The organism is Enterobacter cloacae complex sp. IR5403 (assembly GCF_049238705.1).
In the GTDB taxonomy this organism is placed as follows: Bacteria; Pseudomonadota; Gammaproteobacteria; order Enterobacterales; family Enterobacteriaceae; genus Enterobacter; species Enterobacter hormaechei_C.
Genome location: NZ_JBMKHP010000007.1, coordinates 155,950 through 171,638, shown reverse-complemented (window position 1 = coordinate 171,638; position 15,689 = coordinate 155,950). Strand labels below are relative to the sequence as shown.

Below are 15,689 nucleotides of genomic sequence, written 5' to 3'. Positions count from 1 at the left end.
ACTCCTCAAGAGTTAGCTTGATAATTATCAATATTCGTTCCTGAAAAAAAACGAGAATGCGTTTTTATTTGAAGGAACGAGCAATGAAAAAAAATAAACATCAGGGAGAAGGGCTTATTCCCGCCATATCCCGGCGTCAGTTTATTCAGGCAGGGTCGGCGCTCGCCGCCCTGCCGTTTGTCGTCAAAACCGGCAAAGTACAGGCACAGGGCGCGGCGGTTTCAGACGCTACGCCTGAAGAAAAAGTGGTGCAAACCTGTAGTACGTTTGACTGCGGCGGCAAGTGTGATATTCGTGCTCACGTCAGTGATGGCGTTGTGACCCGAATTTCAACGCGTCCGGATAACGCGCTGGATCCGCAGATGCCAGTGATGCGCGCCTGCGTTCGTGGTCGGGCTTATCGGAAATTTGTTTATCACCCCGATCGACTGAAATATCCAATGAAACGTGTAGGTAAACGTGGTGAAGGAAAATTCGAGCGTATTACCTGGGATGAAGCCACCACCCTTATTGCGAATCAATTAAAAACTATTACGCAAAAATACGGTGCTGCGTCACGATATGTTCATGTGGGCACCGCGGTGTCCGGCGGGACCTTTTCCGGCGATAAAATGGTTCGTCGTCTGCTCAACTTAACCGGCGGCTATCTCGAAAGCTATCACTCGGTCAGTATGGGTAACACGGCGGCGGCAACGCCGTATACCTATGGCACCGCCGCCAGCGGCAGCTCTCTGGACACGCTGCTGGACACCAAACTGGTCATTCTCTGGGGGCATAACCCGACGGAAACCATCTTCGGGCACAGCAACCACTTCTACCAGAAGATGAAGCAAAACGGCACGCGCTTCATTGTTGTCGACCCACGTTATTCCGATACGGTTTCCTCCCTTGCCGATCAGTGGATCCCATTGCTTCCCACAACAGACAACGCCCTGATGGACGCGATGATGTATGTGATCGTCACGGAGAATCTGCACGATCGCGACTTTATTCAGCGCTACACCCTGGGCTTTGACGAAGACGCCATGCCAGAGGGCGTTCCGGCCAATGAATCCCTGATGGCTTACCTGAGCGGTGCAAAGGATGGCGTGGCGAAAACGCCCGAGTGGGCAGAGAAAATCACCCACGTGCCTGCACAAACTATTCGTCAGCTGGCGCGCGACTACGCAACCACCAAACCCGCCGCGCTGATCCAGGGCTGGGGTCCGCAGCGTCACAACTGCGGCGAGCGCACCGCGCGCGGCTCGACGATACTGGCCACGCTAACGGGTAACGTCGGGGTGAAAGGCGGCTGGGCAGCAGGCTATGGCGGCTGCGCAAACCGCAAATTTGCGGCCGGGCCAGAGATGCCGGACAACCCGGTCAAAGCCAAAATTTCGGTCATGAACTGGGTGCAGGCCGCGGATGATGCTTCTAAGGTAACCGCGGAAGATGGCCTGAAGGATGCTGAGAAGCTGGACAGCAATATCCGCATCCTGTTCTCGCTGGCGGGCAATTATCTGGCTAACCAGAACCCGGATCTTCATCAGGCAACCCGTGTCCTGGAAGACGAGTCGAAAATCGAGTTTATCGTCGCAAGCGATCTGTTTATGACGCCGAGCGCCAGATACGCCGACCTGCTTTTGCCGGAAACCAGCTTTATGGAACGCTGGAATATCGGCGAAACCTGGGGCACGGCAAGCTATCTGATCCTGTCCGAAAAGCTGATTGAACCTGAATTTGAACGCCGTTCAGACTACGACTGGCTGCGGGAAGTCGCTGCTAAGCTTGGCGTCGAGCCAGCGTTCAGCGAGGGTCGTGACGAAAAAGCGTGGATTGAGCACATCTGGGAGCAGACGCGGCTGTCCATGCCGGATGAAAACCTGCCGGACTTCGCGACGCTACAGAAGACGCGTCAGCATCTTTTCAAAAGCGCGCCGTACGTTGCCTTTGAAGACAACATTCGCGATCCGCAGAATCATCCGTTCCCGACGCCGTCCGGTAAAATTGAGATCTTCTCAAAGCGTCTGTACGACATGCATCACCCGGAAATTCCGGCGCTGTCGCACTACGTGCCTGCCCATGAAGGGCCGGAAGACGAGCTGGCGAAAACCTTCCCGCTCCAGCTGATCACCTGGAAAGGGAAGAACCGCGCTAACTCCACCCAGTACGCCAACCCGTGGTTAATTGAGGCGCAGCAGCAAAAGCTGTGGATCAACCCGCAGGATGCGCAAAAGCGCGGCATTGCGCAGGGGGATAACGTGCGTATTCATAACGCGCGCGGCATTTGCGAGATCCCGGCGGAGGTCACGCCGCGCATCATTCCAGGCGTGGTGGCCATGCAGGCAGGCGCCTGGTGGCAGCCGGACGCGCAGGGTATCGATAAAGGCGGCTGCGCTAATGTGCTCAGTTCCGCCCGTATTACCGCGCTTGCGAAAGGGAATTCCCATCAAACCATGCTGGTGGAGGTAGCTAAAGCATGAGTCAGTTTAAACATTACGCACCGGTGAGCGACAAACAGCTGGGTTTTTATATCGACTCTTCTCGCTGCTCGGGCTGCAAGGCATGCCAGGTGGCGTGCAAAGATAAAAACAACCTTGAGGTCGGACGTCGTTTCCGTCGCGTTTATGAAGTTAATGGCGGGGGTTTTATCCCGACCGGGCAGGGCGGCGTCAGCAACAACGTTTTTGCCTACACGCTCTCCATTTCCTGTAACCACTGCGCAGACCCTGTCTGCACCAAGAACTGTCCGACCACCGCGATGCATAAGCGTCCGGGGGACGGCATTGTGCGCGTTGATACTGATAAGTGCGTCGGCTGCGGCTACTGCGCATGGTCTTGCCCTTACGGCGCGCCACAGCTCAACGAGCAGACCGGGCAGATGTCCAAATGTGATTTCTGCGTGGATCTCCAGGCGAAGGGAGAACAGCCCGTCTGTGTGGCAACCTGTCCACTCGAAGCGATTAAATTCGGGCCGATTGATGAACTGCGGGCGAAGTATGGTGCGGTCTGTGATGTGAAAGGTTTGCCTGATTCCTCCATCACCAAACCAAACCTGGTGATCAAAGCGCATCAGGGCGCAGAGAAAGAGGGGAAACGTCATGCATGAGTTACCGCTGCTGATTTTTACGCTGTTCCTGCAAGGATCGGTTGGCGTTACGCTGTGGCTGGCGTTCGGAAGCACGCAACGCAGCGCGCTGCTGCCGGCTGCCGGAGCGTTTGTGCTGGCGAGCCTGGGGCTGCTCGCCTCCGCGCTGCACATGGGCTATCCGCTTAATGCTCTTAACGCGCTGCGCCACGTATCCAGCTCCTGGCTGAGCCGTGAGATTATCTTTGCCAGTCTTTATCTTGCGGCACTTGGTCTCGCAACCTTGCTGATGTTTGTCAAAAAGCCAGGCTGGAAGCCACTGTTGGTTGTGGCAGGTCTGGTTGGTTTAGTCGATGTGTTCTGCATGGCGCAGATCTACATGCACGCATCCGTGGTGACATGGCAGCATGTTAACACTCTGGTGCTGTTTATCGGTTCGGTGGGGATTATCGGTTCAGCCTGCATGGCCGTTGGGACGCGTTCCCAGACTACCGTGCGTGCGGCGGTTGTCATTATCACGCTGCTGGTGCTTGTGCGTCTGGTGATGCAGCCCGTCTGGCTGGCAGATATTACGGCTATGGACAACACCGTGGTGACGTTCCCTCACGCACCGCTACAGATGCTGGAGCAACTGCGAACCGTGCATCTGCTGAGCTGGTGCGTATCCGTTGCGGGTATGCTGTGCTTTGCTGCGGGCGGTCTGAAAGCGGCGCGATCTCCCATGCTGCTGGGAAGCGCATTGCTGATTGTCGGTGAGCTGATGCTGCGCTTCGTTTTCTTCAGTATTGGCTGATGGGCGGATTGACCTTTGCCCCGGCGATGGACGTGACGCATGCGTGCGTCCGTCGCCGTTTTCGCCATGCTTCCTGCCTCGCCTGCGCGGACGTCTGTCCTGTGCAGGCTTTTTCTTTTACCGACTCAGGCGTCTCGGTTGATGACAGCCGCTGTATTGAATGCGGTGACTGCCTGTTCGTCTGCCCCGCTGAGGCCATCACCGGCATCACGCCGCGAAAACGCTTTCTGTGTGGCGATACGCTTGTTGGGCCTTTTACTGACCGTGCGCCAGAGGTGAATGAGCTTCTGCTGTGGCACGCGCAGCACAACGTTCGTTTTATCAGTATCGACGCGGAGCAGAATCCTGACTGGTTGCTGGCGATTGCCCGGCTGAATCTGGCGCTTCGTCGACGCGGTGAAGCGGCGTGGGCGTTTAAACATATACCCGTCAACGAGGTTAATACCGCCCGGCGTGCGCTGATGCACGTTCCCCGTGAGGATGTCCGGGTCTGTAGCGTCGTGCCCGGCCAGCGTGAACTGCGCAGGGCGTTTTCTGCGTTTAGCGAGGCAGAGATAACGCTCGATGCCGAATCCTGCGTACTGTGCGGCGCGTGCTGGCGGAGTTGTACGGAAAACGCGATTCGGTTTGAGAACGCTGAACTGGTCGTGGAAACCGGACACTGTACGGGGTGCGGCGGCTGCGAAGCGGTATGCCAGCATGCGGCGATAAACGTGACGCAAACTGAAGGAACAGCGAAAAGCGTGACCATACCGGCATATGAAGCCGTTTGCCTGACGTGCCACCGTCATTTCTGGTCATTTACGTCTGATGAAAAGCAGTGTCCGCTCTGTTTTCATCATCAACACGGTATGCGAAATACGAGCTGTTGCTAATCTTCGTCTCATTTTAAAAAAATGTTATGCATAACCATAGGCAATGGCGCTATTGCTCTTTATAATCCGCGCCACACCATACTCAGGTATGCAAAAACAACAGAACATTTTACAGAGGTTATCAATGGCTATTGAACGTACTTTTTCCATCATCAAGCCAAACGCGGTGGCAAAAAACGTTATTGGCAGCATCTTCGCTCGCTTTGAATCAGCAGGGTTTAAGATCGTTGGCACCAAAATGCTGCACCTGACCGTTGAGCAGGCTCGCGGTTTCTACGCTGAGCACGAAGGTCGCCCATTCTTTGACGGTCTGGTCGAGTTCATGACTTCTGGCCCAATCGTGGTATCCGTACTGGAAGGCGAAAACGCGGTACAGCGTCACCGCGATCTGCTGGGTGCAACCAACCCGGACAACGCACTGGCAGGTACTCTGCGCGCCGATTACGCAGACAGCTTCACCGAGAACGGCACCCACGGTTCCGACTCTGTTGAATCTGCTGCGCGCGAAATCGCGTTCTTCTTCGCTGAAGGCGAAGTGTGTCCGCGCACTCGCTAATAATTTCGTAAATGCCGCGTGCAAACGTGGCATCCCTGCGCCAGACTTTGTACAATGCAACGCCCCGGACGAGCAGACTGCTTACCGGGGCGTTTCTTTTCAACCCACCAAGGGCCACAACGTGTAACAACGAGGCCGGAAAAAATTATGTCTGAATTAGTGAATACCTCCGAAGTCGCCATTCCTGCGGTTCCCAATAAAAATGGAAAAATTAACCTGCTGGATCTGAACCGTCAGCAGATGCGCGAGTTCTTTAAAGAGATGGGCGAGAAGCCGTTTCGTGCCGATCAGGTCATGAAATGGATGTACCACTATTGCAGCGACAACTTTGATGACATGACGGACATCAACAAAGTGCTGCGCAATAAGCTTAAAGAAGTGGCGGAAATCCGCGCACCGGAAGTGGTGGAAGAGCAGCGCTCTTCAGATGGCACCATCAAGTGGGCCATTGCCGTTGGCGATCAGCGCGTTGAAACCGTGTATATCCCGGAAGACGATCGCGCCACGCTGTGCGTCTCTTCTCAGGTGGGCTGTGCGCTGGAGTGCAAATTCTGCTCTACGGCGCAGCAGGGCTTTAACCGTAACCTGCGCGTGTCGGAAATTATCGGCCAGGTCTGGCGTGCGGCGAAAATCGTGGGCGCGGCGAAAGTCACCGGTACACGTCCAATCACCAACGTGGTGATGATGGGGATGGGTGAACCGCTGCTCAACCTGACCAACGTCGTTCCGGCGATGGAAATCATGCTCGACGATTTCGGTTTTGGTCTGTCCAAGCGCCGCGTTACGCTCTCTACTTCCGGCGTTGTGCCTGCGCTGGACAAACTGGGCGACATGATTGACGTTGCGCTGGCCATCTCCCTTCACGCGCCGAACGACGCAATCCGTGACGAAATTGTGCCGATCAACAAAAAGTACAATATCGAAACCTTCCTGGCTGGCGTGCGCCGTTACCTGGAGAAATCCAACGCTAACCAGGGCCGCGTGACCATTGAATACGTGATGCTGGATCATGTTAACGACGGTACCGAGCATGCACACGAGCTGGCTGAACTGCTGAAAGATACGCCATGTAAGATCAACCTGATCCCATGGAACCCGTTCCCGGGCGCGCCGTATGGCCGTAGCTCGAACAGCCGTATCGATCGCTTCTCAAAAGTGCTGATGGAGTATGGTTTCACTACCATTGTCCGTAAAACGCGTGGCGATGATATCGACGCAGCCTGCGGTCAGCTGGCGGGTGACGTTATTGACCGTACCAAACGTACGCTGCGTAAGCGTATGCAGGGTGAGTCAATCGCGGTTAAAACCGTTTGATTATTATGCAGACACGGCGCATTTTTTGCGCCGTGAAGCATTAATTTACTGAATATTCAGTCACAATCATCACGACTGATTAATAATTACGGTGCGTTTCATACGACTTTCGGGCAGTATGTAACGACGTAACAACAGTTTAGCGTGAAGGCCTGCCAGCGCTGTCATCTGCGGCCCGACAGTCTTATACTGTTTGTTCCAGGTTAACTGACCTAAAGTTTCGCGGTGCGGGTGGCATTGTGACTCACCGGCACCTGAACCCTTATTTTCACGTACCAGTAGTTGTAGCGAATGAATACTGAAGCCACTCACGATCAAAATGCAGCACTCTCCACTGGCGTTCGTCTTCGCAACGCCCGTGAACAACTCGGACTTAGCCAGCAAGCCGTTGCAGAACGCCTGTGCCTGAAGGTTTCCACCGTTCGCGATATTGAAGAAGATAAGGCACCCGCCGATCTGGCTTCAACGTTTCTGCGCGGTTATATCCGTTCTTACGCCAAACTGGTTCATATCCCTGAAGACGAATTACTGCCGATGATGGAGAAGCAGGCGCCTGTGCGTGCGGCAAAAGTTGCGCCGATGCAAAGCTTCTCTCTGGGTAAACGTCGTAAAAAACGCGATGGCTGGCTGATGAGCTTTACCTGGCTGGTCCTGTTTGTGGTTGTCGGCCTGACGGGCGCATGGTGGTGGCAAAACCACAAAGCGCAGCAGGAAGAGATCACCACCATGGCCGATCAGTCCTCCGCTGAGCTTAATCAGTCTGGTAATAACGGCGCGCAAAGCGTGCCGTTGAGCACCGAAGGGGCTGCGACCTCCAGCGAACCTCAGGCGGCAGCAAGTAATACGCCTGCAACCGAGCCAGCGGCGACGCCAGAAGCGACGGCGAATACCGCGCCAGCCACCCAGACACAGGATCAGAACGCGGTCGTATCACCTTCTCAGGCCAATGTTGATACCGCCCCTGCGGCAACGGCACCGGCAGAGAACACCGCGGCGTCACTGCCAACTGACCCGGCTGGCACGGCGGCACCTGCCGTTGACCCGAATGCGCTGGTGATGAATTTTACGGCTGATTGCTGGCTGGAAGTGACTGACGCGACAGGTAAAAAGCTGTTCAGCGGCCTGCAACGTAAAGATGGCACGTTAAATCTAACGGGCCAGGCACCTTACAAGCTTAAAATCGGCGCACCGGCAGCGGTACAGATCCAGTATCAAGGAAAACCTGTCGATCTGAGCCGCTTTATCAGAACTAACCAGGTTGCGCGTCTTACCGTTAATGCCGAACAATCAGCAGCACAGTAACAGACGGGCAATGCGGGAGATTTTACATGCATAACCAGGCTCCTATTCAACGTAGAAAATCGAAACGGATTTACGTTGGGAACGTGCCAATCGGCGATGGGGCACCTATCGCCGTCCAGTCGATGACCAATACGCGTACTACGGATGTAGAAGCGACGGTCAATCAAATCAAAGCATTAGAACGCGTCGGCGCGGATATTGTTCGCGTCTCTGTGCCGACCATGGACGCCGCCGAGGCGTTCAAACTGATCAAGCAGCAGGTGAGCGTTCCGCTGGTTGCCGATATTCACTTCGATTACCGTATCGCGCTGAAAGTCGCTGAATACGGTGTCGATTGCCTGCGTATTAACCCAGGCAACATCGGCAACGAAGAGCGCATTCGCATGGTGGTTGACTGCGCCCGCGACAAAAACATTCCAATCCGTATCGGCGTGAACGCTGGCTCTCTGGAAAAGGATCTCCAGGAAAAGTACGGTGAGCCGACGCCGCAGGCGCTGCTCGAATCCGCGATGCGTCACGTCGATCATCTGGATCGCCTTAACTTCGATCAGTTCAAAGTGAGCGTGAAAGCGTCTGACGTCTTCCTGGCCGTTGAATCATATCGTCTGCTGGCAAAACAGATCGATCAGCCGCTGCATCTTGGGATCACCGAGGCGGGTGGTCTGCGCAGCGGTTCGGTAAAATCGGCGATTGGTCTCGGCCTGCTGCTCTCTGAAGGCATCGGCGACACGTTACGCGTCTCCCTGGCCGCCGATCCGGTGGAAGAGATCAAAGTCGGTTTCGACATCCTGAAATCACTGCGTATCCGCGCGCGTGGGATCAACTTCATCGCCTGCCCAACCTGTTCACGTCAGGAGTTTGACGTGATCGGCACCGTCAATGCTCTGGAGCAGCGCCTGGAAGACATCATCACCCCGATGGACGTTTCCATCATCGGCTGCGTGGTGAACGGTCCGGGTGAAGCGCTGGTGTCCACGCTGGGCGTGACCGGCGGTAACAAGAAAAGTGGTCTCTATGAAGATGGCGTTCGTAAAGATCGTCTGGATAATAGTGACATGATCGACCAGCTCGAAGCCCGCATTCGTGCAAAAGCGACGATGATGGACGAAGCGCAGCGCATCAGCGTTCAGCAGGTTGAAAAATAACGTGATGGGAAGCAGGCTGCTTCCCATGTATGATTGAACCCATTCTTTGGGTTCTTTTTTGTATATAGAAAGAGAATAAACGTGGCAAAAAACATTCAAGCCATCCGCGGCATGAACGATTATCTGCCTGGCGAAACCGCCATCTGGCAGCGCATTGAAGGCACACTGAAGCAGGTGCTCGGCAGCTACGGTTACAGCGAAATTCGTTTGCCGATTGTAGAGCAGACCCCGTTATTCAAACGCGCGATCGGCGAAGTGACCGACGTGGTTGAAAAAGAGATGTATACCTTTGAGGACCGCAACGGCGACAGCCTGACCCTGCGTCCTGAGGGGACGGCGGGTTGCGTACGCGCCGGCATCGAACATGGTCTCCTGTACAATCAGGAGCAGCGCCTGTGGTATATCGGCCCGATGTTCCGCCACGAACGTCCGCAAAAAGGCCGCTACCGTCAGTTCAACCAGCTTGGCGTGGAAGTGTTTGGTCTGCAAGGACCCGATATCGATGCCGAACTGATTATGCTGACTGCCCGCTGGTGGCGTGCGCTCGGTATTTCTGAGCACGTTTCTCTGGAGCTGAACTCTATCGGTTCTCTGGAAGCGCGTGCGAATTATCGCGATGCGCTGGTGGCGTTCCTGGAACAGCACAAAGAGAAGCTCGACGAAGACTGTAAGCGTCGTATGTACAGCAACCCGCTGCGCGTACTCGATTCCAAAAATCCTGACGTACAGGCGCTGCTGAACGATGCGCCAGCGCTGGGTGACTACCTGGATGAGGATTCCCGCGAACACTTTGCCGGCCTGTGCAAGCTGCTTGAAGCGGCGGGCATTGCTTATACCGTTAACCAGCGTCTGGTGCGCGGTCTGGACTACTACAACCGCACCGTATTTGAGTGGGTCACCACCAGCCTCGGTTCGCAGGGTACCGTCTGTGCCGGCGGTCGTTATGACGGACTGGTCGAGCAACTGGGTGGTCGTGCAGCACCGGCTGTAGGCTTCGCGATGGGCCTTGAGCGACTTGTTTTGCTGGTTCAGGCAGTTAATCCGGAATTTAAAGCCGATCCTGTTGTCGATATATACCTGGTGGCCTCAGGTGCGGATACGCAGTCTGCGGCGATGCAGCTTGCCGAACGCGTGCGCGATGCGCTGCCGGACGTTAAGCTGATGACCAACCACGGCGGCGGCAACTTTAAAAAACAGTTTGCTCGTGCCGATAAGTGGGGCGCAAGTATCGCACTGGTGCTGGGTGAGTCCGAAGTGGCCAACGGCGAAGTGGTGGTTAAAGACCTGCGCTCTGGTGAGCAAACTACGGTAACGCAGGATGGCGTTGCGGCGCACTTGCGCACTCTATTGGGCTAAGGAGAAGGACTGCGTGGAAATTTACGAGAACGAACACGACCAGGTTGATGCGGTTAAACGCTTCTTTGCTGAAAACGGCAAGGCACTGGTTGTAGGGGTTATTTTAGGTGTTGGTGCGCTGGTAGGCTGGCGTTACTGGAACAATCATCAGGCTGACTCTGCTCGCGGTTCGTCCCTGAACTACGAAAATACCGTTAGCGCAATCCGTGCCGATCAGCCGCAAACGCTGACGACTGCGGAGAAATTTGCCGCTGACAACAAAAACACCTACGGCGCGCTGGCTGCGCTGGAAGTGGCTCAGCAGTATGTTGATAAAAACGAACTGGACAAAGCCGCTGCGCAACTGTCTCAGGGGCTCGCTGCTGCCAGTGACGATAATCTGAAAGCGGTGATCAATCTGCGTCTGGCGCGTATCCAGGTTCAGCAGAAAAAAGCCGACGACGCGCTGAAAACGCTTGATACCATTAAAGGCGAAGGCTTTGCCGCTATTGTCGCCGATCTTCGCGGTGAAGCACTGCTGAGTAAGGGTGATAAAGCGGGCGCGCGTAAAGCGTGGCAAGCTGGCGTGGATAGTAAAGCTTCACCTGCGCTGAGCGAAATGATGCAGATGAAAATAAATAATTTGTCCGTCTGAGAGGGACCCAATGCAATTGCGTAAATTACTTCTGCCAGGACTGCTTTCTGTTACGTTATTGAGTGGTTGTTCACTGTTCAGTGGCGAAGAAGACGTTGTTAAAATGTCCCCGCTGCCGACGGTTGAAAACCAGTTCACCCCATCCACCGCCTGGGACACCTCCGTAGGCGATGGTATTGGCGATTTTTATTCCAACCTGCACCCGGCATTTGCTGACGGCGTTGTCTATGCGGCCGATCGCAAAGGCACCGTTAAAGCGCTGAACGCTGATGACGGAAAAGAAGTGTGGTCCATTAACCTGGCGGAAAAAGACGGCTGGTTCTCCCGTAAACCTGCACTGCTTTCTGGCGGCCTGACCGTTGCCGGCGGTCACGTTTATGTGGGCAGCGAAAAAGCGCAGGTTTACGCGCTGAATGCCAGCGACGGTTCGGTTGCATGGCAGACCACCGTTGCCGGTGAATCCTTGTCGCGTCCGGTTGTCAGCGACGGCCTGGTGCTGATCCATACCAGCAACGGCCAGTTGCAGGCGCTGAACGAAGCCGATGGTCTGGTAAAATGGACGGTTAACCTGGATATGCCAGCGCTGTCTCTGCGTGGTGAATCTGCTCCGGCGACCGCATTTGGCGCCGCCATTGTGGGCGGTGACAACGGCCGCGTCAGCGCGGTACTGATGCAGCAGGGTCAGATGATCTGGCAGCAGCGTATTTCCCAGGCGACCGGTTCAACTGAAATCGACCGTCTGAGTGACGTGGACACCACGCCAGTTATCGTTGACGGTGTGGTTTACGCGCTGGCGTATAACGGCAACCTGACGGCGCTGGACCTGCGTAGCGGCCAGATCATGTGGAAACGTGAGCTGGGTTCCGTGAACGATTTCATCGTCGACGGCAACCGTATTTATATGGTGGATCAGAACGACCGTCTGCTGGCGCTGAGCACCGAAGGTGGCGTGACGCTGTGGACGCAGAGCGATCTGCTGCACCGTCTGCTGACCGCACCGGCACTGTATAACGGCAGCCTGGTGGTGGGCGACAGCGAAGGCTATATGCACTGGATCGATCCAGAGAATGGCCGCTTCGTGGCACAGCAGAAAGTGGATAGTTCAGGCTTCCTGACGGAGCCCGTTGTGGCTGACGGCAAACTGCTGATTCAGGCAAAAGACGGCACGCTGTACGCGATCACGCGTTAATTACACGGCGGTTGTAGTATACTAAACGGCTCCTGATCACTCAGGAGCCGTTTTGACATTTTTAAAAACGCTGCGAAAGCGACGTTATTTTGAATTTTATGAGGCTTCAAACATGGTACCTGTGGTCGCGCTTGTCGGGCGCCCTAACGTTGGAAAATCCACTCTTTTTAACCGTTTAACACGCACCCGTGATGCGCTGGTTGCGGATTTCCCGGGGCTGACGCGTGACCGTAAGTACGGTCGTGCAGAGGTGGAAGGACGCGAGTTCATCTGTATCGATACCGGGGGTATTGACGGTACGGAAGACGGCGTAGAAACCCGCATGGCAGAGCAATCTCTGCTGGCTATCGAAGAAGCGGATGTAGTTCTGTTTATGGTGGATGCTCGCGCTGGCCTGATGCCCGCGGATTCTGCTATTGCTAAACATCTGCGTTCACGCGAAAAGCCAACCTTCCTGGTGGCGAACAAAACTGACGGCATCGATGCCGATCAGGCCATTGCGGATTTCTGGTCTTTAGGCCTGGGCGATATTTATCCTATCGCGGCCTCGCATGGTCGTGGCGTCACCAGCCTGCTGGAAACCGTTCTGCTGCCGTGGGTTGATGAAGTAAACCCACCGGAAGAGGTGGACGAGGACGCTGAATACTGGGCGCAGTTTGAAGCCGGAGAGGAAGGCGAGGAAGAGCCGGAAGACGACTTCAACCCGCAGGATCTGCCTATCAAGCTGGCTATCGTGGGCCGCCCAAACGTAGGTAAGTCTACGCTTACTAACCGTATTCTCGGTGAAGAGCGCGTGGTGGTTTACGACATGCCAGGCACAACGCGTGACAGCATTTACATTCCAATGCAGCGCGATGAACGTGAGTACGTACTTATCGACACCGCAGGGGTGCGTAAGCGCGGGAAAATCACCGATGTGGTAGAGAAATTCTCGGTGATCAAAACCCTTCAGGCGATTGAAGACGCCAACGTGGTGCTGCTGGTTATTGACGCACGTGAAGGTATCTCCGATCAGGATCTCTCTCTGCTCGGCTTTATCCTCAATAGTGGGCGCTCACTGGTTATCGTCGTCAACAAATGGGACGGCCTGAGCAATGAAGTGCGCGAGCAGGTGAAAGAGACGCTGGACTTCCGTCTGGGCTTTATCGACTTTGCCCGCGTTCACTTCATCTCTGCCCTGCACGGCAGCGGCGTTGGTAACCTGTTTGAATCCGTTCGTGAAGCCTATGACAGCTCTACCCGCCGTCAGAGCACGGCGATGCTGACCCGTATCATGAACATGGCTGCTGAAGACCACCAGCCGCCGCTGGTGCGCGGTCGACGCGTGAAGCTGAAATATGCTCACGCCGGGGGGTATAACCCGCCTATCGTGGTGATCCACGGTAACCAGGTGAAGGATCTGCCGGACTCCTACAAACGCTACCTGATGAACTACTTCCGCAAGTCACTGGACGTGATGGGTACGCCTATCCGTATTCAGTTCAAGGAAGGGGAAAACCCGTTTGCGAATAAACGCAACACCCTGACGCCGAACCAGATGCGTAAGCGTAAGCGTTTGATTAAGCACATTAAGAAAAGCAAATAATCCTTACCGATCTCACCAAAACCCGCGCCTGTCGCGGGTTTTTTTCGCTCATTCAAAAGGCCTGCCTTCCCTGTGTGATGTCAATCACTATTCGCTTTTAACCATGTTTATATCTAAGAAAGTAGACAATCGTCGAATTTTCGTCTTAAAGTCCGGGGTTCGGTACTAGACAAAACTAGCGCCTGGTTATCAAATGGTTAACCAACATTTCGCCGCATGTAAAAAATCGATCGGATACGTAACCGTTCGGCGTACATGCTGGTGTTTACAAGCACGACACATACCTTTTCGGGAGAATTATGCAATCCTCTGTTAATCAAAAAGAGAGCCGAACCTTCTTCGGCCATCCTTATCCGCTCGGTTCGCTGTTCTTCACCGAGATGTGGGAGCGTTTCTCGTTTTACGGTATTCGCCCGCTACTGATCCTGTTTATGGCCGCCACCGTGTATGACGGCGGAATGGGCCTGGCGCGTGAAAACGCCTCGGCGATTGTCGGCATCTTCGCGGGCACCATGTACCTCGCCGCGCTGCCGGGCGGCTGGCTGGCGGATAACTGGCTCGGCCAGCAGCGGGCCGTCTGGTACGGTTCGATTTTGATTGCGCTCGGGCACCTGTCGATCGCCCTGTCGGCCATCATGGGCGACAACCTGTTCTTCATTGGCCTGATGTTTATCGTGCTCGGCTCCGGCCTGTTCAAGACCTGTATCTCGGTCATGGTGGGGACACTGTACAAAAAGGGCGATGCGCGTCGTGACGGCGGTTTCTCGCTGTTCTATATGGGCATCAACATGGGCTCGTTCATTGCCCCTCTGATTTCCGGCTGGCTGATTAAAACCCACGGCTGGCACTGGGGCTTTGGTATCGGCGGTATCGGGATGCTGGTCGCGCTGATTATCTTCCGCGTGTTCGCCGTTCCGGCCATGAAGCGCTACGACAGCGAAGTCGGTCTGGACTCCACCTGGAACAGCCCGGTAGTGAAACGTAACGGCGTGGGTGCCTGGCTGCTGGCGCTGGCTGTGGGTGTTACAATCATCGTTACGTTGATTGCCCAGGGCGTGATTGTGATTAATCCGGTCGCGGTCGCCAGCGTGCTGGTGTATGTGATTGCCGCCTCCGTCGCGCTCTACTTCATCTACCTGTTCATCTTCGCCGGACTGAATCGCAAAGAGCGTGCAAGGCTGCTGGTGTGCTTTATTCTGCTGGTCTCCGCCGCGTTCTTCTGGTCCGCGTTCGAGCAGAAGCCAACCTCCTTCAACCTGTTCGCCAACGACTACACTAACCGCATGATCGGTGATTTTGAGATCCCGGCGGTGTGGTTCCAGTCGATTAATGCCCTGTTCATCATTCTGCTGGCCCCGGTATTTAGCTGGGCATGGCCGAAGCTGGCGAGCAAAAACATTCGTCCGAGCAGCATCACCAAGTTCGTGATCGGTATTCTGTGTGCAGCGGCGGGCTTTGGCCTGATGATGCTGGCGGCGCAGAACGTGCTGAACAACGGTGGGGCAGGGGTTTCTCCGTTCTGGCTGGTGGGAAGTATCCTGATGCTGACGCTCGGGGAACTGTGCCTGAGTCCGATTGGTCTGGCGACCATGACCCTGCTGGCGCCGGAAAGAATGCGCGGTCAGATGATGGGCCTGTGGTTCTGCGCCAGTGCGCTGGGTAACCTGGCTGCGGGGCTGATTGGTGGCCATGTGAAGGCCGACCAGCTGGATATGCTGCCAGACCTCTTTGCCCGTTGCTCCATTGCGCTGCTGATTTGTGCTGCGGTGCTGATCGTCCTCATTGTTCCGGTGCGCCGCATGCTGGAAAATGCGCAGACTAAACCGGCTACCGAAGCCTGATACTATTCAGCCTGCCGGGGCAGTTATCCTGC

The 15,689-nt window shown here is 55.3% G+C and carries 13 protein-coding genes; all 13 read left to right on the top strand.

The annotated features are described in order from the left end of the window. The first annotated feature begins 83 nt into the window (after window positions 1-83). On the top strand, window positions 84-2,462 hold the full coding sequence (locus ACOTW6_RS12670) for a DMSO/selenate family reductase complex A subunit (RefSeq protein ID WP_062933298.1): 2,379 nt from the start codon (window positions 84-86) through the stop codon (window positions 2,460-2,462). Beyond that, entirely contained in the window at window positions 2,459-3,088 is a 630-nt protein-coding gene (locus tag ACOTW6_RS12665; RefSeq protein WP_047057333.1) for a DMSO/selenate family reductase complex B subunit, read from the top strand. Before ACOTW6_RS12670 ends, ACOTW6_RS12665 begins: the two co-directional genes overlap by 4 nt. Next, a complete protein-coding gene (locus ACOTW6_RS12660; RefSeq protein WP_062933296.1) occupies window positions 3,081-3,860 on the top strand; it encodes a dimethyl sulfoxide reductase anchor subunit family protein in 780 nt (259 codons plus the stop codon). The genes ACOTW6_RS12665 and ACOTW6_RS12660 overlap by 8 nt, the downstream gene beginning before the upstream one ends. Then, a complete protein-coding gene (locus ACOTW6_RS12655; RefSeq protein WP_062933295.1) occupies window positions 3,860-4,735 on the top strand; it encodes a 4Fe-4S binding protein in 876 nt (291 codons plus the stop codon). Before ACOTW6_RS12660 ends, ACOTW6_RS12655 begins: the two co-directional genes overlap by 1 nt. Before the next feature lie 124 nt (window positions 4,736-4,859). Further along, window positions 4,860-5,291, top strand: a complete 432-nt coding sequence (ndk, locus tag ACOTW6_RS12650) for a nucleoside-diphosphate kinase (protein ID WP_003860625.1) — start codon at window positions 4,860-4,862, stop codon at window positions 5,289-5,291. A 147-nt stretch (window positions 5,292-5,438) separates the two neighbouring features. Continuing rightward, the gene (locus tag ACOTW6_RS12645; RefSeq protein WP_003860623.1) at window positions 5,439-6,605 is read left to right on the top strand and encodes a bifunctional tRNA (adenosine(37)-C2)-methyltransferase TrmG/ribosomal RNA large subunit methyltransferase RlmN; all 1,167 of its coding nucleotides are present in this window, start codon (window positions 5,439-5,441) and stop codon (window positions 6,603-6,605) included. A 291-nt stretch (window positions 6,606-6,896) separates the two neighbouring features. Further along, window positions 6,897-7,907, top strand: coding sequence for a cytoskeleton protein RodZ (rodZ, locus tag ACOTW6_RS12640; protein WP_047050301.1), 1,011 nt, complete (start codon window positions 6,897-6,899; stop codon window positions 7,905-7,907). Window positions 7,908-7,933: 26 nt separating this feature from the next. Continuing rightward, window positions 7,934-9,052 (top strand): flavodoxin-dependent (E)-4-hydroxy-3-methylbut-2-enyl-diphosphate synthase, encoded by a 1,119-nt coding sequence (ispG, locus tag ACOTW6_RS12635; RefSeq protein WP_003860619.1) that lies wholly within the window; start codon window positions 7,934-7,936, stop codon window positions 9,050-9,052. A gap of 81 nt (window positions 9,053-9,133) precedes the next feature. Beyond that, window positions 9,134-10,408, top strand: coding sequence for a histidine--tRNA ligase (gene hisS, locus ACOTW6_RS12630; RefSeq protein WP_022649001.1), 1,275 nt, complete (start codon window positions 9,134-9,136; stop codon window positions 10,406-10,408). 13 nt (window positions 10,409-10,421) lie between these two features. Beyond that, window positions 10,422-11,042 carry a YfgM family protein gene (locus ACOTW6_RS12625; RefSeq protein ID WP_062933294.1) on the top strand — a complete coding sequence of 207 codons (621 nt, stop codon included), beginning with the start codon at window positions 10,422-10,424 and terminating at the stop codon, window positions 11,040-11,042. A gap of 10 nt (window positions 11,043-11,052) precedes the next feature. Then, entirely contained in the window at window positions 11,053-12,231 is a 1,179-nt protein-coding gene (gene bamB / locus ACOTW6_RS12620) for an outer membrane protein assembly factor BamB (RefSeq protein WP_017383525.1), read from the top strand. A 112-nt stretch (window positions 12,232-12,343) separates the two neighbouring features. Beyond that, window positions 12,344-13,816 (top strand): ribosome biogenesis GTPase Der, encoded by a 1,473-nt coding sequence (der, locus tag ACOTW6_RS12615; RefSeq protein WP_003860611.1) that lies wholly within the window; start codon window positions 12,344-12,346, stop codon window positions 13,814-13,816. Between the two features lie 299 nt (window positions 13,817-14,115). Continuing rightward, a complete protein-coding gene (locus ACOTW6_RS12610; RefSeq protein ID WP_063132447.1) occupies window positions 14,116-15,657 on the top strand; it encodes a peptide MFS transporter in 1,542 nt (513 codons plus the stop codon). Window positions 15,658-15,689: the final 32 nt, after the last annotated feature.

Excerpts from the sequence above, each read along its gene's own strand:
- der (WP_003860611.1), top strand. The coding sequence starts at position 12,344 with ATGGTACCTGTGGTCGCGCTTGTCGGGCGCCCTAACGTTGGAAAATCC.
- ispG (WP_003860619.1), top strand. The coding sequence starts at position 7,934 with ATGCATAACCAGGCTCCTATTCAACGTAGAAAATCGAAACGGATTTAC.
- ACOTW6_RS12665 (WP_047057333.1), top strand. The coding sequence starts at position 2,459 with ATGAGTCAGTTTAAACATTACGCACCGGTGAGCGACAAACAGCTGGGT.
- ACOTW6_RS12660 (WP_062933296.1), top strand. The coding sequence starts at position 3,081 with ATGCATGAGTTACCGCTGCTGATTTTTACGCTGTTCCTGCAAGGATCG.
- ACOTW6_RS12645 (WP_003860623.1), top strand. The coding sequence starts at position 5,439 with ATGTCTGAATTAGTGAATACCTCCGAAGTCGCCATTCCTGCGGTTCCC.
- ACOTW6_RS12610 (WP_063132447.1), top strand. The coding sequence starts at position 14,116 with ATGCAATCCTCTGTTAATCAAAAAGAGAGCCGAACCTTCTTCGGCCAT.
- rodZ (WP_047050301.1), top strand. The coding sequence starts at position 6,897 with ATGAATACTGAAGCCACTCACGATCAAAATGCAGCACTCTCCACTGGC.
- ACOTW6_RS12670 (WP_062933298.1), top strand. The coding sequence starts at position 84 with ATGAAAAAAAATAAACATCAGGGAGAAGGGCTTATTCCCGCCATATCC.
- ndk (WP_003860625.1), top strand. The coding sequence starts at position 4,860 with ATGGCTATTGAACGTACTTTTTCCATCATCAAGCCAAACGCGGTGGCA.
- bamB (WP_017383525.1), top strand. The coding sequence starts at position 11,053 with ATGCAATTGCGTAAATTACTTCTGCCAGGACTGCTTTCTGTTACGTTA.
- ACOTW6_RS12655 (WP_062933295.1), top strand. The coding sequence starts at position 3,860 with ATGGGCGGATTGACCTTTGCCCCGGCGATGGACGTGACGCATGCGTGC.